The following is a 24,829-nucleotide window of genomic DNA, read 5'->3' as shown; positions in this document are numbered from 1 at the left end:
TGTTCATTCGCGGCGATCCCTCCGACTCGAGATGTGGTAGCTCCAGTCTCCTCGATCCGCTCCGAATGGACAACCTCCCGAAAGCTCACATCTAGTGTCCCAGAGGCAGAAGCCTTCATGATGCTTGGTGGTCAGCACCACATATTTCATGCCAGCGGCCTTGGCGCGTCTCGCCCATTCCCTGGGATCGTAAAGATCGGGATCGAAGTGATCGAAATATTTCTGGTAGTCGGCGTCATCAAGTTCTTCGCGGCTCTTGACCCATTCATGGCGCGCCGGCAGCGCATAGAGCCCCCAATGCACGAACATGCCGAACCGGTCGTGGACGAACCAGGCCTTCTTCTCCTCGGGCAAGGCCAGCGACTGCAGATTGTCGGCATCCATGGATATTCCTCCTGTTCCATTTCAGAATTGGCGCACGACACCAGAAACCGCTCGCCGATTTTGGGGCAGCGCCTTGGCGGCCCTCAGGTCGTTTCGCGGACGATGAGTTCGGGAACGATGACGATGCCATGCTGACGGTTTTTGGTGGCGATGCGGCTGAGCAGCAGGCGCACGGCTTCCTCCCCCATTTCCCGTTTCTGCACCCGCAAGGTGGTTAGCGCCGGCGACAGCAATTCGGCCGCCGGGATGTCGTCGAAACCGATGAGCGCTATCTGCTCGGGGATCGAAATGCCGGCCGCCCGGCAGGCCTTCATTGCGCCGATCGCATTGAGGTCGTTGTAGCAGACCAGGGCGTCGATATCGGGCGTTTCCGCCAGCAATTGGGCTGCCGCAGTTTGCCCGATCGCGGCTGTCGGATCGCAATAGACAATGCCGTGCGCCTTCAGCCCATGGACGGCGAGCGTCTTGCGAATGCCGACGAGGCGGCTCTTGCCGCCGAAGGAGCTGCGCGGCCCTGCGATGATCGCAATCCTGCGGCGACCGCGCTCGACCAGATGATCGATGGCACGCGACGCTCCGGTTTCGTAGTCCGTGACGATCGTTCCCGCCACTTCGGGCGGCGCTTCGCGGTTGATGAGCACCGCAGCGCGATGGTGGGCGAGCGCCTTGTGCAGGGCGGCATCCGGCAGGCGCGCGCTGCAGACGATGATGCCGTCGACCCGATGGCGCAGCAGCGCCTCGATGAGTTCGCCTTCGCGTTTGCTGTTCTCGACGACGTTGGACAGAAGCAGGTTGTAGCCGGCGGCACTCGCCGCGTCCTCGGCTCCTCTGATGACCTCCGGGAAGAACGGGTTGGTGATGTCGGGGACGAGAAGGCCGATGGTCCTCGATCGGTCGGAACGCAACCCGCGTGCGAAGGGATTGGGTCGGTAGTTTAGTTCGTTCGCCGCCAGAAGAATGCGCTGCGTGGTCTCGGCGCTGGCGCCGCCCTGATCGTTGAGCACGCGCGACACCGTCATCGGCGATACGCCTGCGGCGCGCGCGACATCGGCGATGGTTATCTTGGCTTCCGGCTCTTTGGTGCGGCTCAACGGGACGGTCTCTCGAATGGCAGAAATTGCGATAACGATAACTAACACAATTTGTAGGAAAACCAAGGCTGCTCAGCCTTGGCACGTGTATTTAAGAATTTCTTTGACAAGATCGAACGGTAACGTTAACGTTCGAGATGGAGGAAATACGTTAACGATAACCTAAACGAGATCATTGGGAGGAGAGAATGCAACACGTCAGAATTCTAGGACGGCGGGTCGTCTCGACCGTTGCCGCTGCTATTCTCATTGGTTCCGGTTGGGCGGGTGCTGCCTTCGGTTTTCAGGAAGCGCCGGAACTCAAGGCGCTCGTCGATGCCGGCAAGCTGCCGCCGGTCGAACAGCGGCTGCCTAAAGAGCCGCTGGTGCTCACCCCACTTGAATCGGTCGGCACCTATGGCGGCACCTGGCGCACGGCTACCTTCGGCGGCGGCGACAGCGAGATCGAGCGTTCGATCGGCTATACGAGACTGGTGCGCTGGAATCCGGAATGGACCGAGGTGATCCCCGACATCGCCAAGAGCGTCGAGGTCAACGACAATGCGACCGAATATACCTTCACCCTGCGCGAAGGCACGCGCTGGTCGGACGGCGAACCTTTCACCGCCGACGATCTGGTCTGGTGGAACGAAAACGTGCTGCGCAACACCAAGATCACGCCCGCCGCACCCGACTGGCTGACTGCCGGCGGAGAGGCCGTCAAGGTCGAAAAGCTTGCCGACGACAAGGTCGTCTTCAAGTTCGCTGCGCCGAACGGCCTGTTCCTGATGAATATGGCGACCGTGCGCGGCTCCGACATCCTGGCGGCTGCCCCTGCGCATTACCTCAAGCAGTTCCACAAGGATTTCAATCCAACCGGGATCGATGCCCTGGTGAAGGCTGCCGGCGCAACCGACTGGGTTCAGCTCTTCAACAACAAGATCGGCTTTCCCGGCCGCTGGCGCGATCTCGGCCGGCCGACGCTGGATGCCTGGGTGCTGACGGCGCCCTATAACGGCACGACCCAGGTCGTCGCCGAACGCAACCCCTATTACGCCAAGGTGGATACCGCAGGAAACCAGCTGCCTTACTTCGATCGCATCACCATCGACGTGATGCAGGATACCCAGGCGATCATCCTGAAGGCGATCAGCGGCGAAATCGACATGCAGAACCGCTTCATCGAAACCACGGATGCCCGCACGGTGATCGTGCAGAACCAGCAGAAGGGTGGCTACGGCCTGTTCATTGCCCGGCCGGCCTGGTCGAACGCCCTGCTGATCACGCTCAACCAGACCCATAAGAATCCGGCCTTGCGCGCCGTCTTCTCCAACAAGGATTTCCGCATCGGTCTCAGCTACGCCATCAACCGCGAGGAGCTCAACCAGCTGATCTATGCCGGACAGGCCAAGCCCTATCAGGCCGCACCCCGTGAGGGCACTGCGCTCTATGACGAGAAGATGGCGACGCAGTATCTGGAATATAATGTCGACCTCGCCAATCAGTATCTCGACAAGGCGGGCATCACCAAACGTGACGCGGAAGGCTATCGCCTCGGTCAGGACGGCAAGCGCATCACCTTTGCGATCGACGCCTTGACCGGAAGCCCGATCCAGGTCGACGCGCTTGAGATGATCCAGCGCTACTGGCGGGCCGTCGGCATCGACATGCAGCCCCGTCCGGCCGAACGGTCACTGATCTTCTCGCGCTTGCAGAACAACGACAATGACGGCCTGGGATGGGTCGGCGGCGGTGGCTACGACTTCCTCGGCCTGCTCGATCCCAAATGGTATTTCCCGCACGAATATGAATCGAGCTTCGCGACGGCCTGGGGCCTCTATTACCAGAACCCCAAGGATCCGAACGCTGAGGAGCCGAGCCCGGCCGCCAAGAAGCAGATGGATCTCTATCGGCAGGTGCAGGAAGCTCCGACGCTCGAAAAGCAGCTTGAAGCCATGAAGGAACTGCTGGCGATCACCCGTGACGAGTTCTACGTCATCGGCACCAACCTGGAGCCGGACCGCGTCGGCATCGTCAAGACCAATATGCACAACGTCCCCAAGGTCATTCCCAGCACCTCGTTCTACATGACGCCGGGACCGGCCAAGCCCGAGACCTTCTACTACCAGCAGTAAAGCAAATGGGAATGGCGCCGGCGCGCCATTCCGCCACCAGCCCCGCCCCATCATCCAGACCGATCGGCGATCGCCGGTCGAAGGAGCTTGAACATGGCCGGCTTCATCATCAGACGTCTGCTTTACATGATCCCGATGATGTTCGCGATCTCGGTCGTGACCTTCATCATCATCCAATTGCCGCCGGGCGACTTCCTGACCGCGATGACCGCCCGTCTGGCTTCGCAGAACGAAACGATCGATCCCGGCGTCATCGCCGGCCTGCGAGAGCGCTACGGTCTCGATCAGCCCTGGGCGGTGCAATACTGGAAGTGGATCAGCGGCATCCTGCTGCGCGGCGATTTCGGCCAGTCTCTCGATTGGAACAAGCCGGTCAGCGAGTTGATCTGGGCTCGTATGGGGCTGACCATGGTGGTTTCGGTCACCACGCTGCTCTTCGTCTGGGCGGTGGCCTTTCCGATCGGCATCTATTCGGCCGTGCGGCAATATTCGGTGGGGGACTATTTCGCCACCTTTTTCGGCTTTCTCGGCCTTGCCATCCCGAACTTCCTGCTGGCGCTGGTGCTGATGTTCGTCTCGGCGCAATATTTCGGCCAGAGCGTCGGCGGGCTGTTTTCGCCCACCTATATCAATGCCGCCTGGAGCTGGGCCAAGCTCGGCGATCTCATGTCGCATATGTGGATCCCGGTCGTCGTCCTCGGAACCGGCGCCACGGCGGCGCTGATCCGCATCATGCGCGCCAATCTCCTCGATGAACTGAACAAGCCCTATGTCGACATGGCGCGGGCCCGGGGTCTCAGTGAAATCCGGCTGCTGCTCAAATATCCGGTGCGGGTAGCGCTTAATCCTTTCGTCTCCACGGTCGGCTGGGTGCTGCCGCACCTCGTCTCGGGTTCGGTGGTGGTCTCGATCGTCCTCAGCCTGCCAATTACAGGGCCGCTCCTGCTCAATGCGCTGTTTGCGCAGGACATGTATCTGGCGGGCACCTTTATCCTGCTGATGAGCATGCTGACGCTGATCGGAACGCTGATTTCGGACCTGCTGCTCGCCTGGCTCGATCCGCGCATCCGCAACGGCTGAAGGACGACAGACATGACCGATCAAGCCCTCGCGCTATCGCCTGAACGAACTCGCAATTCGGACGCCGTTGCCGGCCAGTGGAAACTCATTTGGCGGCGCTTCTGCCGCCATCGGCTGGCGCTCGCGGCAGGCGTCGTGATCTTCCTGATCTACCTGGTCGCGCTGTTTGCCGAGGTTCTCGCTCCGGTTTCCTCGCAGACCTACGATTCCCGCTACACCTATGCGCCGCCCCAGCAGCTGAGATTTGCCGGCTACGACGCGGCAGGGAGATTTCACCCGCTCTATATCAACGGCTACTCGATGAAGGTCGACCCGATCGCGCTCAGCCGCACCTATGTGCCCGATCCGGCCGTCGTCATCCCCGTGGGCTTCTTCGTCAAAGGCGAACCTTACCGGCTCTGGGGGCTGTTCGATTTCGACCGGCACCTGATCGGGCCGGTCGAGGCAGGCAAGCCATTCTATCTGTTCGGCGCCGACCGGCTCGGCCGCGACGTTTTCAGCCGGACGGTGCACGGCACCCGCGTTTCCATGTCCGTCGGTCTGATCGGGGTGGCGATCAGCCTGATCCTCGGTATCATCCTCGGCGGCATTTCCGGGCTCTATGGCGGCTGGGTCGATGATGTGATCCAGCGCTGTATCGAACTCATCAACTCCATTCCGACCATCCCGCTGTGGATGGGGCTTGCGGCCGCCGTTCCGATCAGCGCCGATCCGATCCTGGTCTATCTCTGGATTACGGTCATCCTGTCGCTGATCGGCTGGACCGATCTGGCGCGGGTGGTGCGCGGCCGTTTCCTGTCGCTGAAGACAGAAGACTTCGTCATCGCCGCCCATCTCGATGGCTGCTCCAGGATGCGCATCATCTGGCGGCACATGGTGCCGTCCTTCATGAGCCACATCATCGCCTCAGTGACGCTCGCCATCCCGACCATGATTCTTGCCGAAACCGCGCTCTCCTTTCTCGGCATCGGGCTGCGCCCGCCGGTGGTGAGCTGGGGCGTGCTGCTGCAGGAAGCGCAGAACATTCTCGCCGTCTCGAGCGCTCCCTGGCTGTTTCTTCCCGGCATCGCGGTGATCGTCACTGTGCTCGCCCTCAATTTCCTCGGTGATGGATTACGTGATGCTGCAGATCCCTATGAATACTGATCCCAATTTTGCCGCCACTGGCGGCCGGCACGCCGAGCGTGACTCGCTGATCGAGATCGATGACCTCAGGACCCATTTCTTCGGCGGGGCGGGCACGATCAGGGCAGTCGACGGCGTGTCCTTTGGCATCCCGCGCGGCAAGACGGTCTGCGTCGTCGGCGAATCCGGCTCGGGCAAGAGCATCACCGGCCGCTCGATCCTCAACCAGGTTCCGCGCGGCGGGCGGATCGTCTCGGGCGCGATCCGCTACCGGCCCGATCCGGCAGCACCCGCCATCGATCTGGCTATGCTCGATCCGCGCGGCCGCGAGATGCGGGCGATCCGCGGCGCCCAGATCGGCCTGATCAGCCAGGAGCCGATGGCGGCGCTTTCGCCCGTCCATACGATCGGCAACCAGATGGTCGAGGTGATCCGCCTGCATCTGAAGATGGGAAAGAAGGAGGCGCGTGAACATGCGATCGAAACCTTGGCGCTGGTTGGCATCCCCCGTCCTGCCGAACGGATGGAAAGTTATGCCTTTCAGTTTTCCGGCGGCATGCGTCAGCGCGTCTGCATCGCGCTCGCGCTCGCCTGCCGTCCGAAACTGCTGATAGCCGACGAGCCGACTACGGCGCTCGATGTGACCACCCAAGCCAATATCCTCGATCTGCTCGCCTCGCTGCAGGCCGAATTCGGGCTCTCGGTTCTGTTCGTCACCCATGATCTCGGCGTTGTCGCCGAAATCGCGGACGAGGTCGTCGTCATGTATCTCGGCCGGGTCGTCGAGGCAGGCGATGTCGATACGATCTTCCACGCGCCTGTTCATCCCTACACCAAGGCCCTGCTGCAATCGGTGCCGCGCATGCATGGGCAACCGAGCGAACGGCTCGCGACCATCGACGGCATGGTGCCCTCGCGCTTCGCCCGGCCCGAGGGCTGCAGCTTTCATCCCCGGTGCAAGCAGGCGAGGGCGGGCCTCTGCGACCGAGAGGATCCCCAATCCGTCCTCATCGGCGAAGGGCACGTCGCGAGCTGTCTGCTTTATAAGGGAGGACGGTGATGACCGGTTCCGCGACACCACGCAGCCCGCTGCTCGAGCTCAATGATCTCAGAATGCATTTCCCCATTCGCAAGGGCGCGTTTCGGCACGTGGTCGGGCACGTCAAGGCGGTCGACGGCGTCTCGCTTCGTGTCGAGGACGGCGAGACGCTCGGAATCGTTGGCGAATCCGGTTGCGGCAAGTCCACGCTTGCCCGCACCGTCCTGCGAATCTATCGGCCGACAAGCGGAGAAATCCGCTATCGCGACCGAAGCGGCGGCACTGTGGATCTCGCCGGGCTGTCAGGCCCGGCGCTCAAGGAAATCCACCGCGATCTGCGGATGGTGTTCCAGGATCCGCAATCCTCGCTCAACCCGCGCCTTCCCGTCATCGATATCATCGGCGAGGTGCTTGGTGTCAACGGTATCGCCAGGGGCCGGGAACTCGAGCACCGGGTCGCCGATCTCATGCAGAGCGTCGGCCTGCGGCCCGAATATATGCGCCGCTACCCCCATGCTTTTTCCGGCGGCGAACGCCAGCGCATCGGCATCGCCCGAGCGCTGGCGTCCAATCCGCGCCTTGTCATTGCCGATGAGGCCGTCTCGGCGCTCGATGTCAGCGTGCAGGCCCAGACCATCAACCTGTTGCAGGATCTGCAGGAACAGTTCGGCCTGACCTATCTCTTCGTCGCCCACGACCTCTCGGTCGTTCGGCACATCTCCGACAATATCGCCGTCATGTATGTCGGCCGCGTCGTCGAAATGGCGCCGACGGAACAGATTTTTTCCCGACCGCTCCATCCCTATACCGAGGCACTGCTTTCGGCTGTGCCGATCGCCGATCCGAGACTGCGCCGTCATAGCAGGCGCATCCGGCTTGCAGGAGAAGTGGCCGATCCCGCCCATCCGCCTCCCGGCTGCGCATTCCATCCGCGTTGCCGCTACGCCACCGAGCTTTGCAGGCAGGAGGTGCCGGTCCTGCGCAGCGTGACCGCCGATGGGCATGCTGTCGCCTGCCACTACGCCGAATCCTTGACGCTCAATCCCTTTGCCGACCGTAACGTTCCGGAGTTCAACTGATGCCCGAATTCATTCCACGCTCCGAGCAGCGTCCCATTGTGGGTACCTCCTCCAGGACGCTCGATCTCATCTATTTCGACCTCGTCACGCTTCCGGCCGATGGCTGGGACGCGCGGCGGCTGCCCTTGCACGAAAGCCTCTACGTCGTGCTGTCGGGGCAGGTGGATATCGAAGTGGATGGTATCAGCTTCGAAGCCGTGGGCCGGCGAGCCGATATCTGGGGAGGCGACGCGGACTCGGTTTATGCGCCCGTCGACGCCATTGTCCGGATATCCGCCCGTGGCGGCCCGGCGGAAATCGCCGTTGCCGGCGGCATCTGCGATACGCGCTACGCTCCGTTTCGGGTGACGCCCGACGAGGTCGACGCAGTCAATGTCGGCTCGCCGGATACGCATAGCCAGCGGCGGATCGTCCACCTGCTCGGGCAACGCCAGAACGGCCGCTGCGGCAATCTCTTGGTGAGCGAGCTCTATGCCGGCGAGGGCTGCTGGTCCGGCTATCCTCCCCACAAGCACGATACCGAAGACGGCGATGCTGAGACGCTGCATGAGGAGCTCTATCACTACCGCTTCCTGCCGGAGAGCGGCTTCGGCAGCCAGATTACCTATGACGATGATGGTCCGGTCAAGATCCTCATGACCCGCCACGGCGACACCTTACTGCTCGACCGGGGCTACCACCCGACGGTCACCTCGCCTGGGCATCGCGGCTATATCTTCACCATCCTCGTCGGCAAGCACCGCCGCGGGCTGATCCAGCGCTTCGATCCCGCCCATCAGCATCTGACCAAGACCATCCCGGGCATCGATGCGATGCGCGACAAGTTCAAATAATCCCGGCGCTTGCCGTTTTGCGGACACTGCCCGTTTGAGGAGAGAGGATCCATGCGTGAACGTACGCGAATAAAGGTCGACGCCGGTCAGGCGGTGCGCCCGTTCAACCGGTTCTGGCGCGGCACCGGCTTTTCGCCGGCCGAACTGCTGCTCGAACCCGAAATGCGCCAGATGCTCGCCTATATCGGCGGCTTGCCGAACGAAGGCATCCGGTACCTGCGCGTGCACTATCTCTACAATCTGCTGCGCTCGACCGGCGGCGCCGGCTACGACTGGTCGCTGCTCGACCGCGCGCTCGACGCAATGATCGAACACCGGCTGAAGCCGTTCTTCGAGTTGATGGGCAATCCCTCGGGCCTGTTCACCGATTATGAGGACATGGACCAGGTCAGGCGCTGGCGCGATCTCGTGACGGCGACGGCCGACCGCTATGGCGCGCGTTACGGCATGGACGAGTTGCGCAGCTGGTATTTCGAAACGACGAACGAGGCCGATTCCGGCTGGTGGACCTACGGGATCAAAGGCTACACCAATTATTACGATGCCTGCGTCGCCGGGCTCGATGCCGTCGATCCCAGCCTCCCCATGGGCGGGCCAGGGACTGCCCGGACGCTTTCGCCGATCTTTCGCGCCTTGATGGCGCATTGCGACAGCGGCACGAGCTGTCTGACCGGCAAGGGGCCGCGCCTCGACTACATCTCGATCCACGAAAAGGGCGTCAACGGCAGCAAGGAAGACCTGACCCCGAAAACCCATGCGATCGTCGACCGCACGCTTCTCGTCGTCGACTATCTCAAGGAGCATCATCCGCGGCTTGCGGGCCTGCCGATCGTCAACGACGAATGCGATCCGCAGCTCGGCTGGAGCGATCATCACAGCTGGCACGGCAAGGCCTACTACGCCGGGATCATCGCCCGCATCATCGAACAGCACGACCGGCGCATCATCGCCCCGAAAGCGGCTGATTTCACCTTCCTCAGCAACGACCATGCCTTTATCGGCGGCTGGGGCCAGCGAACGATCTTTGCCTATTTCGGCTCGCGCAATTTCACCAAGGCGCAATGGGAGCACAAGACCGATCTGAACAGGCTGGTTAGCGATGTCGACCAGGCGCCGCCCTTCGACATCATCAAGAAGCCCGGCCTGACATCGATGGAATTGCTGGCAACGCTCGGCGACACCGTCTGCAAAATGACGGCCGAGCCGCCGCTGACGCCCGACCAGGATGGCTTGGCGATCCTGCCGACACGGCTGCCGGACGGCGGTGTTTCCATCAGCCTCATTCATAGCGTCGATGCTATCAACCGTTCGGGCCGGACCGCCGTCCGCCTGGAGGTCAGCGGGCTGGTTCCCGGCCGCCATGCGCTGTGCCTGCTGCGCATCGACGAGGAATTCACCAATCCGATGGAGCTCTGGGAGGCCGAGCGCGACGAGAGCAATCCACGCGGGCCCTTCGAGCCGGTCGGCGCGCCACCCGAGCCGAGCGAAGCGCAATTCGCCGAATTGCGCCGTGCGCAGGAACCCGCCTTGCTGCATCCGATCAGCACCGTCGAGTGCGATGAAGGCCGGCTCAGCGTCGATCTCGACGTGCCGCTGCCGTCGCTGACGCAGGTGCTCGTCGTTCCCGATATCGGCGCGGCCCCGGCCGCACCCACCGGTCTCGTCGTCGAACGCTACCTTGGTCTTGGCGGCCGGGAGGAGCGCATGCTGTTCTGGGCCGCGGGCGATAGCAGCCCCGCCATCTTTTACGATGTTCTGGTCAGCACCGATGGCGGGACCTTTGAAAAGGTCAGTTCCGTCCCGCTGCTCTCGACGGCATTCCTGCACATGTCGCCGCCGGAGGGCGCGCAATATGCGGTACGGGCCCGCGATGCATTCGGCCGCCGCAGCCAGCTTTGCCTTTCCAGCCGATGAGCAGAGAAGTCATGGATATCGCCTATTTCACCAAGACGCTGGAGGGCCTGCCGCTCGAAAAGGCGGCGGAGATCACCGCCGGTCTGGGCTTCGACTGTGCCGACCTCCTCATCCGCGACGGCCATGCCGTTTCCCCCGACACGCCGGAGCAGATCGTCGGGACTGTGAAACTCTTTGCCGCGGCCGGCCTTCGCACACCGATGGCGACGATCGATTCCACGCAGCCCGACGATGCTACGTCCCGGCTTCTTGGGTATTGCGGCGAGGCCGGCATCGGGCAGATCAGGCTCGGCTTCTGGCGCTACGATCCGGCGCGGCGCTGGACAGTCCAGGTCGATGAAGCGCGGCGTAACCTCGACGGTTTCGAACAGCTTGCCGAACGGATCGGCACGAAACTGATCATCCAGCTTCACGGCGGGACACTGCACAGCTCCGGCGCGCTGGCGATGCAATTGCTCACCGGGCGCGACCCCGCCAGGATCGGCGCCTATCCCGATCCGGCCAATCAGATCGTTCGCGAGGGAAGCGAGGACTGGCGTCTGACCCTCGACATTCTCGATCCGTGGGTCTGTTGCATCGGCGTCAAGAATGGCGGCTGGTTTCCCGGTGTCCATGGCGCCGATGGCCAGCGCGCATGGCATTCGGATTGGTGCGGGCTCGACGAGGGCATGGTGCCCTGGAACGAGATCATCCCCCATCTGGTCACCACCGGGTTTGCCGGCGTGCTCTCGGTCCATTCCCAATACCGGGTTCCCCGGCAACAGGCGCTCGACAAGGTCCGCGCCGATCTTGCCTATCTCAGGCGGCTGGTCGCCGCAGCGAAAGAAGTAGAACCATGAACGAACAGACTTCCGTCATTGCCGTCCTTTTGACCGAAAAGACCCGCCGCATGATGCTGGACGATGCGGCGACCGCTGAGTTGAACGCTCTCGGCGAGGTGCGCTGGCCGACCGGCGCCGTGATCGACGCCGCCGATGCCGACCGGCTGCTGCAAGGCGCCACCGCCTGCCTGACCGGCTGGGGAACGCCGCCCTTCGATGCCGCCACGCGCCAGCGCCATCGGCAACTTGCCCTCGTCGCGCATTCGGCCGGCAGCATCCGCACGCTCGTTCCTGCCCGTCTGTTCGATGAGGGCCTTCGCGTCAGCCATGCTGCCTCGAAAATTGCCGCCTCGGTTGCCGAATTCGTCGTCGCCGAAGCGTTGCTTTCCATGCGCGGCATTCACCGGCTGCATGCTCAATTGCGTGGCGGCGGCGAATGGCTCGACGTTCGTGCAGCAGTGCCGCAGAGATTGCTGGGCGCCCGCACGGTCGGCATCGTCGGCGCCGGATATGTCGGACGGGCGGTCATGCGCCTGCTCGTTCCGTTCGGCTGTCGCGTACTGGTCGTTGATCCCTATTTGGACGAGAGGGAGGCCGCAGCACTTGGCGTTGTCAGTGTCGCGCTGGAGGATGCGCTGGTTCAAAGCGAGGTGATTTCCTTGCATGCGCCCGTCCTGCCCGCAACGCGCCGCATGATCGGTGCCCGCGAACTGGCGCTGCTGCGTCCCGGCGCGCTCTTCATCAATACGGCCCGTGCCGAGCTGGTCGACGAGACTGCATTGCTCGCCGAAATCCGGTCCGGCCGCATCGAAGCGGCGCTTGATGTCTTTGACAATGAGCCGCTGCCGCCTGACAGCCCCTTCCGCGACCCTGCGCTCGCCAACCTCACCATTTCGCCTCATACTGCCGGTCACACCGAAGAGGCACATTTTGCCCAAGGGCAGGCCATGGTGGACGAAATCGGCCGGCTTCTTCGCCGGGAACCGCTCCGCCACGAGGTGACCCGCGCCATGCTCGAGCGGATGGCATAACCATGGACAGAAGCATTGGAGGGCCTGTGGAGGCGCCGCGTGTCAGAATCGTCGAGATCGACGCCTTCGAACGCGATATCCGGCTGCGCCTGCCGTTTCGCTTCGGTGCGGCTACCCTTGAGCAGGCGCCGCAGGCCTTTCTCAGGGTTCGTATCGAGGACGAGCAAGGGAAAACCGCCATCGGCGCCGCCGCCGAGATGATGGTGCCGAAATGGTTCGATAAAAATCCGGCCCTGACGCCGGCGCAAAATGTCGATCAACTGCGCGCCTCAATCCGCCTTGCCGGCGCTGCGTCGCTCGAAGCATCCACGCCGACGACATTGTTTGCCGCTGCCCGGCTGAACGAGTTGGAGACGGTGCGGCGCCTGCCCGGAAATCCGTTGGCGGCCGGCTTCGGCCCTTCGCTTGTCGCCCGCGCGGCGCTCGACGCCTATTGCCGCCTCGCCGGCATTTCCTTCTTCGATGCGGTGCGCCGCAATCTCATCGGTATCGGCGGGCCGATGCTGCCGGGGGATATCGATGCAGATGCAGCGTCGCCGACGCTTGCCGACCTTCGCCCTGCCGGTTCGATCGCAGCCCGGCACACGATCGGACTTCTCGATCCGATCACCGAAGGCGATGTCGCCCACCCCCTCGACGACGGCCTGCCGGAAAGCCTCGAGGCGGTGATAACGCGGTACGGCAACCGCTGGTTCAAGATCAAGTTGTCCGGCGCGATCGATGCCGATATCGACCGCCTTGCCCAGATCGCCGCCGTGCTGGACCGCTTGCCGGACTACCGGGTGACGGTCGACGGCAACGAACAGTTCGGCGCCGCCGAGCAGCTTGGCGCCTTGCTGGCGCGGATCGATGAAACCCCGCGGTTGAAGAGGTTGCGGGCGGCCATCGCCTTTGTCGAGCAGCCGTTCTCGCGCGAGATCACCATGGAGACGCCGCTGGGAGATCTGGCGGCGCAATTGCCCTTCCTGATCGACGAGAGTGACGATGCCGACGACGCCTTCGCCCGCGCCCGGCGGCTCGGCTACACCGGCGTCTCCTCCAAGACCTGCAAGGGCATTTACCGCTCGCTCATGAAGGCGATCCGCATCAGGACGGGAGGTGTGCTGGGACTGTTCCTCTCCGGCGAGGACCTCACCTGCCAGGCCGGACTTGCGGTACAGCAGGATCTGGCGCTGGTCTCACTGCTCGGCCTCTCCCATGTCGAGCGCAACGGTCATCACTATGTGGCCGGCATGCAGGGTGCGCCTCAGGCAGAGAAGGCGCGCTTTGCCGCGGCCCACCCGGATCTCTACCAGCAAGGCGCCGGCGGGCCGCTCCTGTCGATCCGCGGCGGCCGGATCGGCATCGGCTCGCTGACGGCGATCGGTTACGCGAGCGGCGCCTTGCCTGATTTCGAAGCGATGGAGCGGCTCTCTTGACATCCATGGACGTTCAGACGGGAGCCTGTATCTTGCTGGCCTCGTACACTTCAAGCTATGTCAATATTGGAGGCAGGTCGGCATGTCGTTGAAAACCGTCAAGGCACCGGGGGAGCTGCGGTCGGCGCGCTGGTTCGCATCCGAGGACCTGCGCGGCTTCGGCCATCGCTCGCGCCTGATGCAGATGGGCTACGATGCCGATGACTGGGCCGGCAAGCCGCTGATCGGCATTCTGTCCACTTGGTCGGACCTCAATCCCTGCCACGCCCATTTCAAGCATCGCGTCGAAGACGTGAAGCGTGGCGTGCTGCAGGCTGGCGGCTTTCCGGTGGAGATGCCGGCGCTGGCGCTGTCGGAAAATTTCATGAAACCGACGACCATGCTCTACCGCAACCTCCTAGCGATGGAGACCGAAGAGCAGATCCGCGCCCATCCCGTCGATGGCGTGGTGCTGATGGGAGGATGCGACAAGACCACGCCTGGCCTCATCATGGGCGCCCTCAGCGCCGGCGTGCCGATGATCTACCTGCCGGCGGGGCCGATGCTGCGGGGCAATTATGCGGGCCACCAACTCGGTTCCGGCTCGGATGCCTGGAAATACTGGGACGAGCGGCGCGCGGGAACGATATCGGACAGAGAATGGGCCGGCATCGAAGCCGGCATTGCGCGCTCCTACGGCCATTGCATGACGATGGGCACCGCTTCGACGATGACCGCGATTGCCGATGCGATGGGTCTGACGCTGACGGGAGCCTCATCCATTCCCGCGCCCGATGCCAACCATATCCGCATGTCGGCTCATTCAGGCCGGCGGATCGTCGAGATGGTCTGGGAAGATCTGACGCCGGATAGGATCGTGACGCCTGCGGCCGTTCGCAATGCCGCGACGGTCGCCATGGCGACCGGCTGTTCCACCAATGCCGTCATCCATCTCCTCGCCATGGCGCGCAGGGGAGGGGTCGCGCTGACGCTTGACGATCTCGACGCGCTTGGCCGCGTCACTCCGGTCGTCGCCAATGTCCGTCCGTCCGGAAAGATCTATCTGATGGAGGATTTCTACTATGCCGGCGGACTTCTGGCGCTGATGTCGCAGATCCGCGAGCGGCTCGATCTCGACGCATTGACGGTTTCGGGGGAAACGTTGGGTGCGGCGCTGGCCGATGCCAAAATCTATAATGACGATGTGATCCGGCCGCTTTCCAATCCGATTTATCCGGAGGGCTCGCTTGCCGTGCTCAAGGGCAATCTAGCGCCCGACGGCGCGGTGATCAAACCCGCGGCATGCGACCCGCGCTTCCATGTCCATCAAGGCCCGGCCCTGGTCTTCGACAGTTACCCCGACATGAAGGCGGCGGTCGAGGACGAGACGCTCGATGTGACGCCGGATCACGTGATGGTGCTGCGCAATGCCGGACCGCTCGGCGGCCCCGGCATGCCGGAATGGGGCATGCTGCCAATGCCCAAGGCGCTGCTGAAGCAAGGACATCGCGACATGCTGCGGCTGTCGGATGCGCGCATGAGCGGCACCAGCTACGGCGCCTGCGTGCTGCATGTGGCGCCCGAAGCCCATGTCGGCGGCCCGCTCGCTCTGCTGCGCAACGGCGACATCGTCAGGATCGATATCCCCAACCGCCGGCTGGATATGCTGGTCGACGAGGCGGAGCTCGCCCGGCGCCGCGCCGCCTGGATGAAGCCGGCGGATCGTTTCGGCCGCGGTTACGGCTGGATGTACGCCTCTCATGTCAGCCAGGCCGACAAGGGTTGCGACTTCGATTATCTGCTGCCCGAATTCGGTGCGGCAGCCGGAGAACCGGACATTTTCTAGGAGGACATGCGGGAATGACGACACTTTCGGACAGCACGCGCGACAAATTCATGCGGGTCAGCGTCGCCACCATCAGCACGGCGCTCTTCAAGCGCGGCCTGCGCAACCAGACCATCCAGGACGTGCAGCCGGTCGCCCGCAAGGGCCGCAACATGGTCGGCCCGGCCTATACGCTGCGCTACATTCCGGCGCGCGAAGACCTGAACAAGCTCGAGGTTTTCCGGAATCCCGAACACCCGCAGCGCGCCTGTGTCGAAAGCTGCCCGCCGGGCGCCGTGCTGGTGATGGACAGCCGCAAGAATCCACGCGCCGCCTCCGCCGGCTCGATCCTCGTCACGCGGCTGATGGTGCGCGGCGTGGCGGGTGTCGTCACCGATGGCGGTTTCCGCGACAGCCTCGAAATAGCGGGGTTGGCGATCCCTGCCTATCACAACCGCCCCTCGGCGCCGACGAACCTCACGCTGCACCAGGCGCTCGACATCAATGTGCCGATCGGTTGCGGCGACGTGGCAGTCTGGCCCGGCGATATCATGGTCGGCGACGACGAAGCGGTGATCGTCATTCCGGCCGAGCTCGCCGACGAGATCGCCGAGGAAGCCGTGGAAATGACCGCCTATGAGGATTTCGTCACCGAGCGCGTGCTGGCCGGCCAGTCTATCATCGGTCTCTATCCGGCGACGCAGCCGCGCAATCTCGAGGAGTTCGCCGCCTGGCGCGCCAAGCACGGCCGGTGACTCGCAGCATCCGTCACTTCTAGTTTGGCGCGCCGGCTGCGGTTTCACCCGGCGGCAAGATCCGGAACAAAAAGGTTGAAACCTTCTCCCCCGGCTTGAAAGGTCCGGGGACCTGATTAGTTACTGGCTTCAAGCTTTGAAGGTACGCTGCAATTGATGTCACGTCCTCGTCGGTGAGCTGCGCGAATGCATGCCATGGCATGATTGGCGCCAGGATGCGACCGTCCGGCCGCTGCCCGGACTGAAGGGCAGTCACAATCTGTTCCCTGGTCCAGCTCCCGATGCCGGTCTCCTTGTCAGGCGTAATGTTGCGGCCGACAAAAACGCCCTGGCCCGGGATCTCAAAGCCAACATCCGATCCACCGAGAAATCGCGCGGTGTCCGGCTTTCCGAAGAAATATCCCGGCGTGTGGCAGTCGTTGCACCCGCCGACCGTGACGAGATATTCGCCGCGCGCAATCTGCGGATCATCGGCCGCTGCTGCCATGCTCAACGGTAGCTCCAACGCACAAACGGCTAAAAATGCGAGCTGAACGCTCAATCGAAACATTTTACCCTCCGTGATACAGCCGCTCGCAGCCGTAAAGGACTGAATATCACGATGAAGTTGTTCGATATATTAGCCACTTCGAATTAATAGAATTGTACGGGCGCAGGCCGCCAGGCCAGCAGTAAAAAAGGGCCACGACGAAGCAGGCCTCCGTGTATTTTCGCGAGCATCGGGCGCGGCCGCTACTCGTGGGCTCAGATTGCGAGGAATAAAGAACATCTGAGAAGCGTCGCCGCCATTCTGGCGGCACATCAACCGAAGTGCTTTAAGCCGGGATAGACATGTCCATCCGCCTGCGTTCCGGCGGAGTGTTCCTTTCGGGCGAGGACCTGATCTGGCAGTTGGGCTCGCTGTGCAGCAGGTTCTGGCGCTAGTCTCGCTGCCTGGCCTCTCCCATGTCGAGCGCAACGGCCATCACCATGTGGCCGGCATGCAGGGTACGCCGCAGGCGGAGAAAGCGCGCTTTGCTGCGGCCCATCCCAATTCTACGAGCAGGGCGCCGACGGCCCGTTGCTGTCGATCCGCAATGGCCGGATTGGTATCGCTTGCTCGGGTCGGTCAGCTACGCCAGCGGCACCTTGCGCGTTTCGGAGCGATGACGCCATTGCCATCACGTTGGGCAAGTTCAGCAACAGCCGGTGCGCCGTGCAAAAAGAGTATTGAACTGTACGATTTGCCCGGCAAACGTGCCCTCATCAGATCGATCACCCCGTTCCTCCAATTGAAATGTCTTCCGATAGAGCGTCACGCTCTATTCGAAGATTTTCTGCGCGGCCTGAGTGGATCTCATGGCCCAGCAAGTGCGCAATTGACACGCAGTGATTTTGAATAAAAATCTGAATCAACGGAATAACTCCGGATCGGCCGAGAGTAAAATAGTGGAAAAATTCCGAATTGAGATTGAGACTCCGCCGCGGTGTCCCGGAGTATATGGCTTTCCGTTCCGCAAAACGGCACCAGGGGATATTTCGATGTGCCTTGGACACACGACACTCCGGATAGACTGAGGTCGAGTTCTAATAGCTGTGCGGATGTTAAGCGCGGTTAAGGAAGTGTAAAGTTTGGTAAAGGTTCTTTCCGCGGTTCAGGCTGGCGCTGCCGGTAGGAACTCCGTGCAGCCGAAAGGTCCGAGCGCAACTGCAGCGAAGGTGACGAATGCCTGGGCTATCGCTTTTCAGAGGATGCAGGACGCGCAGGCGGCGCGAGGCCGCCTGCTGGGGATATACGTCCCGCGGTCTCGTTCCGGGGGAGGGAATTTGACCGAAGAGGTTGCCATGAAAGTCGCCAGGTGTCGTCCGTATCGGTGCGGAGCATCTGGCCGATAGTTCGACGAGAAGATTATCTCTGGCCGTGTCCTCGCTTCGATTGCTCGGGTTTGAAGGCGATCGCGGCGTGATCGTTGGAGGCCTCCGGTTTATCCTCGGCGATCTCCTGGGCCAGCCCGATCCGGCGCAACAACCGTTTGAGCGCCTCGTACAGGTCATCGACGAAGGTGAAGATGATGGGGATGACGATGAGGCTGAGCAGCGTCGACATCATCACGCCGCCGATGACCACGATCGCCATCGGCTGCCGGAAGCTCGAATCGCCGCCGGTCAGGCTGAGAGCGACCGGAAGCATGCCGCAAGCCATCGCGATGGTGGTCATGACAATCGGCCGGGCGCGCTTGTGGCAAGCGTCGACGAGGGCATCGAACCTGGACATGCCCTGGCGGCGCGACATGATCGCATATTCGATCAGCAGGATCGAGTTCTTCGTCACCACGCCCATCAGCATGAGCAGCCCGATGACGGCGGCCAGCGAAAAGCTGGTCCCGGTCACCACCAGCGGCACGAGCGCACCGCCGAGCGAGAGCGGCAGAGCCATCAGTAGGGTGAGCGGCTGCAGGAAATCATGGAAGAGCAGGACGAGGACCGCGTAGATGCAGAACACGCCGATCGCCATTGCCAGCGCGAAGCTCTGGAACAGTTCCGAGCTGCGCTGAAGTTCGCCCTGCTCGACAAGTGTGACGCCCGAGGGCAGATGCTGGAGCGCCGGCAGCGCCTGTGCCTCGCGGTTGACGTCGCCGAGGATGCGGCCGTTGAGTTCGACCGATAGGGTGACATTGCGCATCCGGTCGATGCGGTCGATTTCGGAGGGGCTGCCGCCGATGCGGATATCGGCGATCGATCCGAGATCGACATTGCCGTTCGTGCCCGCCACCCGCATGTTCTTGATATCGTCAAGGCTGGTGCGCGACTCCGGGCTGAAGCGGACGACGATCGGCACCTGGCGCTGCGGCAGGTTGAGCTTTGGCAGGCTGGCGGAATATTCGCCGTTCGTCGCCACGCGCGCGGCCTCGGCGATAGCGCTCGACGTCACCCCGAGCGCCGCGGCGCGCGCAAAATCGGGCGTGATCTGGATCTCGGGTGCCTGCCTTGCTGCGGTGGACGTCACCGCACCGATACCGTTCAGCGTGCGGAGCTGCTCTTCGAGCGCAGTACTCGCGCTGTCGAGGGCGTTGGCATCGTCGCTGGCAAGGGTGATCTCGAGCTTGGTGCCGTTGCCGCCGCCGCCGACTGCGACACGCACGCCTGATAGAACCGAAAGAGCCTGCCGGATGTCGTTTTCGATTTCCGACTGCTTGCGGTCACGCTCGCCGATCGACGACAGCACGGCGACGATCGTGGCGGAATTGACGCTGCTCGTGGTACTGGCGTCGGCGCCGCCACCCGAAGATGCGGAGCCGACCGAGGAGAAGACACGGGTGACGTCCTGCAGCTTGTCGACGATATCGGCGGCTTTCCGGGTCGCGGTGTCCGTCTGCTCGATGGTGGCGCCCGGCTGCATGGTGAGTGTGATTTGGGTTCGCGCGTCGTCGGAAGCGGGTATGAAGCCGGATTTCAGCAGCGGGATCGTGGACAGCGAAAGTGCGACGACGACAGCGGTTACGGCCATCGTGGTCTTCCGGCGATTCATGGCGGCCTTCACGACTGCCAGATAGATGCGCATGATGTGGCCGTCCTTTTGCTCCGTCGGAGGAACAGCCTTCATGAAATAGGCGGCCATCATCGGCGTCAGCAGGCGCGCGACGACGAGCGAGGCGAGGACGGCGACGGCAGCCGTGACCCCAAACTGGCGGAACAGAAGCCCCGGAATGCCGCTCATGAAGGCCGTCGGCAGGAAGACCGCGACCAGCGTGAAGGTGGTTGCGATGACGGCGAGCCCGATCTCGTTGGCGGCTTCGAGCGCGGCATCGATCGGCCGTTTGCCCATCTTCAGATGGCGGGCGATGTTTTCAATCTCGACGATGGCGTCGTCGACGAGGATGCCGACCACCAGCGACAGCGCCAGCAGCGTGATGATATTGAGGCTGAAGCCGCAGAGGTACATGACAAGGAAGGTCGGGATCACGGTCAGGGGCAGTGCCACGGCCGACAGGATCGTTGCGCGCCAATCCCGGAGGAAGAGCCAGACGACGATGATCGCCAGGATCGCCCCTTCGAACAGCATGTGCATCGAACCGTCGTAATTGTCGATGATCGGCCCGATCGTGCTGTAGGCTTCGTCGATCTCGACGTTGGAATGTTTTGCGGCAAATTGTTTCATGGCTTTGTCGACATCGCCGGCGACACCGCTGTCGGAAAAGCCGTTCGAGCGCTTGATCTCAACGGCGATCACCGGTTTTCCGTCGAGATAGGCCATCGAAGACCGCTCCGCGAAACTGTCGGTGACGGATGCGACGTCATCGAGGCGAACCTGCTGGCCGTTGGCCAAGGGAATTCTCAGTCCTTTCAGAGCCTCGACCGATGGCAGAGCGCCGAGCGTGCGCAGGGTTTGACGGGTGCCGCCGATTTCGCCGAGGCCGCCCGATGTATCCGCCTGCACCGCCTTCAGCTGCGACGATACGGTCGCCGCAGTGACCCCGAGCGACGCCATTGTCGCGGGATCGAGATCGACGTGAACCTCGCGGTCGATCCCGCCGATGCGGTTGACTTGTCCGACGCCGGACACCGACAGCAGCGCCTTGGTCAGATCATTGTCGACAAACCAGGAAAGCTCGGTTTCGTTGAGAGCAGTCGAGCGGACGGCATAGGTGACCAGCGCGGAGCTTTGAACCGTGACCTTGGTGACGCTTGGTGTCTCCATCTGCGCCGGAAGATCGCCCTTGACGCTGTCGACGGCGTTGCGGACTTCGTTGAGCGCCGCTTCGCTGTCTTTCTCTAGCTTGAAGGAAACCTTGATCGAGACGGTGCCGTCGGTGATGGTCGTGGTGATGTGGTCGAGATAGCTGAGCGAAGCCAAACTGTCTTCGATGGTGCGGGCGACCTCGGTCTCGAGCTGTGTCGGCGCAGCTCCGTCGAGCGTCGCCGTGACGCTGATCGTCGGAAGGTCCATATCGGGGAAGTTCTGGACCGCCAGGGTCTTGAAGGCCAAGAGTCCCCCAACCGTCAGCATCACGAACAGCAATATTGCCGGGACGGGGTTGCGGATCGACCATGCCGAGAAGTTCATCAGTTTTTCTCCGCGATCTTGACGAGGTCATTGTCCGAGAGGAATGCACCTCCCGAGGTCACCACCTTCGACGTCCGGTCTATGCCGGAGACGATTTCCACCTCGCCATTGTTGCGGCGGCCGGTTTCCACCCGGACCCTTTGCACCCGTTGATCCTCGCCTGCGGTGAAGACGTAACTGATCCCGTCCCGGAACACGATTGCGGTCTCGGGCACGGTCAGCGCCGGGGAGGTCTGCAGCTCGATGTTGCCCGTGACGTAAAGGCCCGTGCGTGGACGGGTGTCGGCCTGCAGCGTGACATAGACGATTGCCCGGCTGGTATCGGTGCTGACCGACGGCCCGACAAGCCTCACCTTGCCCTCGATGACACGACCTTCAGGCCCGTTGACGTGGACACTCAGGCCTTGCGAAATACGCGGGAGATAACGTGCCGAAACCTCGGCCTGCCATTCGATCCGCTGCTGGCGAACCATGCGGAACAGTTCCGTGCCGGCGGAGACGACGGCGCCGAGATCGGCGGAACGCGACGTGATGAGGCCGTCGTCGACAGCCGTGATGGTCGTCTGCGCAAGCTTGATCTTTTCGCTGTCGAGGGCGGCCTCTTCGGATGCAAGACTTGCCGTCGCCGTCTGCTCGTCGGCGAGATACTCGACGATCTTCTCATCGGAGAGCGCACCCGAAGGCTGAAGCTGCCGCGCCCGGTCGGCATTGGCTTTGGCCTTCGCAAGACTTGCCTTGGCGGTCGCGACTGCGGCCTCCTGCTTGCGAAGATCGGCGAGCACGCTCTCCTGGGAAAGCCGGACGAGCGTCTGGCCCTTCGTGACCACGGAACCGACATCGACCAGAACATCGGTTATGCGCAACCCGCTCGTCTCGGAGGCGATGACGGCTTCCTGCCATGGTTTCAGCCACCCGCTCGCCGGAACGGTCTCCGGCCAGTCCCGCTGGGCCGGCGCCGTCAGAGAGACGGTGAGGGCCGTTGCCGCGGTCTGTTGCGCCATGGCACTGCGAAGGGGGAAGACGAGTGCGGCCGCAACGACGGCGGCCGCGAATAGTCTGGACGGTTTTCTCAACGATGCACTCCTTGTGGTCAAGGCATCGGTGCCTTTCCCGATCGGCGCAATCGACTGAAGGATTGCCGCTCATGCACGGCAACAGGGTTTTCAGCGCGCGACGATGTCATGGCACGATAAGTAACGGGGCTAACGTTAAGTGCGGTCAAGTTAGTGTTAAGTTGGGTAAAACTTACTCGCTTGAGTGCGGTTGTGCTGTATGGCTTGCCCGAATTGATAACGGATAACGCGAATGAACAAGGTTCTCCTGATCGACGACGATGCGGAGCTGACGACACTTCTGCAGGAGTATCTGGTCGAAGAAGGATATGATGTCATAACGGACACGGATGGCCGCGCCGCCATTGCTGCGGCGGCCGGCAATACGGTCGACATCATCGTGCTCGACATCATGATGCCTCGCATGAACGGGATCGAAGTTCTCCAAAGGATCCGGAAGCTCAGCCAGGTCCCCGTTCTGATGCTGACGGCCAGAGGCGATGATGTGGACAGGATATCCGGTCTCAATCTCGGCGCCGACGACTATGTGCCGAAGCCATGTTCGCCGGGCGAACTTGCGGCGAGGCTGCGGGCCATCCTGCGCCGGGCGGGTCAGCCGGCGGCCGGCGTATCGACCGACACCGTGAGAGCGGGGCGGCTGGTGATCCATCCGGGCAGCAGGCTTGCCGAGTGGCGCGGTGAAACCCTTGACTTGACCGGCACGGAGTTCAGCCTGCTCGAGGTTCTCGCCCGCAGCGCCGGCCAGCTCGTGTCGAAGCAGGATATTTCGAAACGCGCCTTCGGCAAGCCGCTTACGCCGTTCGATCGCCGGATCGACGTCCATATCAGCAGCGTTCGTCAGAAGCTCGGGCTGAGGGAGGACGGGCAATCCTGGATCCAGTCCGTTCGCGGCCAGGGCTATCAACTTCTCGTGGACTGACCATGCCCCGGCTTTTCTGGAAGTTCTTCGCAATCATCTGGCTGACGCTGACCACGACCGTCGGCGTGATCATCCTGCTCGTCAATCTCCTCCAAGGCGTTCCTTTTGCGCGGGAACTGGAACAGGAGCGCCGGTCGATCGCGTTGAACCTAACCGCAAATGTGCTTGCGAGGGACGGCGAGGAAGCGGCGGCATATTTCGTGCGTTCAAGTGAAGAGACGCTGCCGCACGGTCTGACCATCTCCAAAGCCGCGAAACCCGATGCCTGTTCGGATCCGAAGGCGGCTGATACGCGATCCGTTCTGAAGGAGGGGATCTGCTATCGGATATTCCTGCCAGCCTCTCCCACTTTCACCTTCGAAAATTTTGGCCCGTTTATGCCGTGGCTCACGATCCTGATCTCCAGCACGATATCCGCCTGGGCACTGGCACGATACCTCATCCGCCCCGTGGTGCATTTGCGCGATGGCTTGAGCGCGCTTGCGCATGGCCGCTTCGACTTCCGTATCGGCGACAAGATGGCCGGCCGGAAGGACGAGGTGACAGCGCTTGCCCATGACTTCGATTCGAGCGCCGCACGGCTTCAGGAACTTCAGGACGCGCAGCAGAGGCTGTTTCACGACGTTTCTCATGAATTGCGTTCGCCTTTGTCCCGGCTGCAGGCCGCCGTCGGGGTGCTCCGGCAGAGTCCGGCCAAGCTCGGCGCCATGCTGGATCGCATGGACCGGGAGGTCGAACGGCTCGACGTGCTGGTGGGAGAGGTTCTGACGCTTGCCAGGCTGACGGCGGGATCTGGCCTGCCGCTGAAGACGCAGACCGTTGATATCATCGAGTTGTTGAACGAAATCCTCGGCGATGCCGCCTTCGAAGCCCAGGCACGGGAGGTCTCGATCACGACGAGCGTCGAAGGTGTCTTCCGAGCCGAGGTCGAAGGCGAGCTGATCTACCGGGCGCTGGAAAATGTCGTTCGCAACGCGGTCAAATACACGGCCGAGCATTCGTTCATATCCGTGTCCTGCGAGACAGCAGCCGACCGCATCAAGATCTGCGTCACGGATCAGGGACCAGGCGTCAGACGAGACGAACTCGAACGGATCTTCCAGCCGTTCTCACGCGGGAAAGAGGCGGTGCCGAGAGGCGGATTCGGCCTCGGCCTCGCCATCACCAGGCAGGCTATCGAACGCCACGGCGGGCGTGTGTATGCGTCGTTGCCGGAGGCGGGGGGGCTGGCGATCACACTGGAGCTTCCCAGAGCTGATCCCTTTTCCCGGGTTTTACCTAACTTTACAGTTTCTTAACCGCCAT

General features: G+C 62.6%; 18 protein-coding genes and 2 pseudogenes. 15 read left to right on the top strand and 5 right to left on the bottom strand.

All coding sequences use genetic code 11. The annotated features are described in order from the left end of the window. Positions 1-90: 90 nt before the first annotated feature. A pseudogene (locus tag GGD53_RS16180) lies at positions 91-384 on the bottom strand (alpha-L-fucosidase); the annotation flags it as partial. An 83-nt stretch (positions 385-467) separates the two neighbouring features. Continuing rightward, a complete protein-coding gene (locus GGD53_RS16175; RefSeq protein ID WP_184457640.1) occupies positions 468-1,475 on the bottom strand; it encodes a LacI family DNA-binding transcriptional regulator in 1,008 nt (335 codons plus the stop codon). Between the two features lie 188 nt (positions 1,476-1,663). Between GGD53_RS16175 and GGD53_RS16170 the strand changes: the two genes are divergently transcribed. From GGD53_RS16170 to GGD53_RS16115, 12 genes are all read left to right on the top strand, one after another. Further along, positions 1,664-3,589, top strand: coding sequence for an ABC transporter substrate-binding protein (locus GGD53_RS16170; RefSeq protein WP_184457638.1), 1,926 nt, complete (start codon positions 1,664-1,666; stop codon positions 3,587-3,589). Between the two features lie 93 nt (positions 3,590-3,682). Further along, positions 3,683-4,669: an ABC transporter permease gene (locus GGD53_RS16165; RefSeq protein WP_184457636.1), complete on the top strand. Its 987-nt coding sequence runs from the start codon at positions 3,683-3,685 to the stop codon at positions 4,667-4,669. A gap of 12 nt (positions 4,670-4,681) precedes the next feature. Further along, entirely contained in the window at positions 4,682-5,815 is a 1,134-nt protein-coding gene (locus GGD53_RS16160) for an ABC transporter permease (RefSeq protein ID WP_184457634.1), read from the top strand. Continuing rightward, complete coding sequence (locus GGD53_RS16155) at positions 5,805-6,854, top strand: ABC transporter ATP-binding protein (RefSeq protein ID WP_246717798.1); 1,050 nt, start codon at positions 5,805-5,807, stop codon at positions 6,852-6,854. The genes GGD53_RS16160 and GGD53_RS16155 overlap by 11 nt, the downstream gene beginning before the upstream one ends. Further along, complete coding sequence (locus tag GGD53_RS16150; RefSeq protein ID WP_184457630.1) at positions 6,854-7,912, top strand: ABC transporter ATP-binding protein; 1,059 nt, start codon at positions 6,854-6,856, stop codon at positions 7,910-7,912. The genes GGD53_RS16155 and GGD53_RS16150 overlap by 1 nt, the downstream gene beginning before the upstream one ends. Further along, positions 7,912-8,745 (top strand): 5-deoxy-glucuronate isomerase, encoded by an 834-nt coding sequence (locus tag GGD53_RS16145; protein ID WP_184457628.1) that lies wholly within the window; start codon positions 7,912-7,914, stop codon positions 8,743-8,745. The genes GGD53_RS16150 and GGD53_RS16145 overlap by 1 nt, the downstream gene beginning before the upstream one ends. 51 nt (positions 8,746-8,796) lie before the next feature. Continuing rightward, complete coding sequence (locus GGD53_RS16140) at positions 8,797-10,659, top strand: GH39 family glycosyl hydrolase (protein WP_184457626.1); 1,863 nt, start codon at positions 8,797-8,799, stop codon at positions 10,657-10,659. Between the two features lie 11 nt (positions 10,660-10,670). Continuing rightward, entirely contained in the window at positions 10,671-11,498 is an 828-nt protein-coding gene (locus GGD53_RS16135) for a sugar phosphate isomerase/epimerase family protein (protein WP_184457624.1), read from the top strand. Then, positions 11,495-12,511: a hydroxyacid dehydrogenase gene (locus tag GGD53_RS16130; protein ID WP_184457622.1), complete on the top strand. Its 1,017-nt coding sequence runs from the start codon at positions 11,495-11,497 to the stop codon at positions 12,509-12,511. Before GGD53_RS16135 ends, GGD53_RS16130 begins: the two co-directional genes overlap by 4 nt. Continuing rightward, complete coding sequence (locus tag GGD53_RS16125) at positions 12,508-13,929, top strand: mandelate racemase (RefSeq protein ID WP_184457654.1); 1,422 nt, start codon at positions 12,508-12,510, stop codon at positions 13,927-13,929. The genes GGD53_RS16130 and GGD53_RS16125 overlap by 4 nt, the downstream gene beginning before the upstream one ends. An 82-nt stretch (positions 13,930-14,011) precedes the next feature. Next, positions 14,012-15,754, top strand: a complete 1,743-nt coding sequence (araD, locus tag GGD53_RS16120) for an L-arabinonate dehydratase (RefSeq protein ID WP_184457620.1) — start codon at positions 14,012-14,014, stop codon at positions 15,752-15,754. A gap of 14 nt (positions 15,755-15,768) precedes the next feature. Then, positions 15,769-16,488, top strand: a complete 720-nt coding sequence (locus GGD53_RS16115) for a ribonuclease activity regulator RraA (RefSeq protein WP_184457619.1) — start codon at positions 15,769-15,771, stop codon at positions 16,486-16,488. Positions 16,489-16,507: 19 nt separating this feature from the next. Here GGD53_RS16115 and GGD53_RS16110 read toward each other — a convergent pair whose 3' ends face one another. Next, positions 16,508-17,038, bottom strand: a complete 531-nt coding sequence (locus GGD53_RS16110) for a c-type cytochrome (RefSeq protein ID WP_184457617.1) — start codon at positions 17,036-17,038, stop codon at positions 16,508-16,510. Between the two features lie 284 nt (positions 17,039-17,322). On the opposite strand from GGD53_RS16110, the pseudogene GGD53_RS31735 reads away from it, so the two are divergent. Further along, positions 17,323-17,645, top strand: a pseudogene (locus tag GGD53_RS31735) (mandelate racemase); the annotation flags it as partial. 731 nt (positions 17,646-18,376) lie between these two features. On the opposite strand, the gene GGD53_RS16105 reads toward GGD53_RS31735, so the two are convergent. Together GGD53_RS16105 and GGD53_RS16100 are read right to left on the bottom strand one after the other, a co-directional pair. Next, a complete protein-coding gene (locus GGD53_RS16105) occupies positions 18,377-21,532 on the bottom strand; it encodes an efflux RND transporter permease subunit (RefSeq protein ID WP_184457616.1) in 3,156 nt (1,051 codons plus the stop codon). Then, positions 21,532-22,605 (bottom strand): efflux RND transporter periplasmic adaptor subunit, encoded by a 1,074-nt coding sequence (locus GGD53_RS16100; protein ID WP_184457614.1) that lies wholly within the window; start codon positions 22,603-22,605, stop codon positions 21,532-21,534. The genes GGD53_RS16105 and GGD53_RS16100 overlap by 1 nt, the downstream gene beginning before the upstream one ends. Before the next feature lie 232 nt (positions 22,606-22,837). On the opposite strand from GGD53_RS16100, the gene GGD53_RS16095 reads away from it, so the two are divergent. Together GGD53_RS16095 and GGD53_RS16090 are read left to right on the top strand one after the other, a co-directional pair. Beyond that, positions 22,838-23,524 (top strand): response regulator, encoded by a 687-nt coding sequence (locus tag GGD53_RS16095; RefSeq protein WP_184457613.1) that lies wholly within the window; start codon positions 22,838-22,840, stop codon positions 23,522-23,524. Between the two features lie 2 nt (positions 23,525-23,526). Beyond that, positions 23,527-24,822 (top strand): HAMP domain-containing sensor histidine kinase, encoded by a 1,296-nt coding sequence (locus GGD53_RS16090; protein WP_184457611.1) that lies wholly within the window; start codon positions 23,527-23,529, stop codon positions 24,820-24,822. Positions 24,823-24,829 lie beyond the last annotated feature (7 nt).

The sequence above is a fragment of the Rhizobium aethiopicum genome (assembly GCF_014197535.1).
Classification (GTDB): Bacteria; Pseudomonadota; Alphaproteobacteria; order Rhizobiales; family Rhizobiaceae; genus Rhizobium; species Rhizobium aethiopicum_A.
This window is presented reverse-complemented; position numbering and strand designations above follow the sequence as displayed.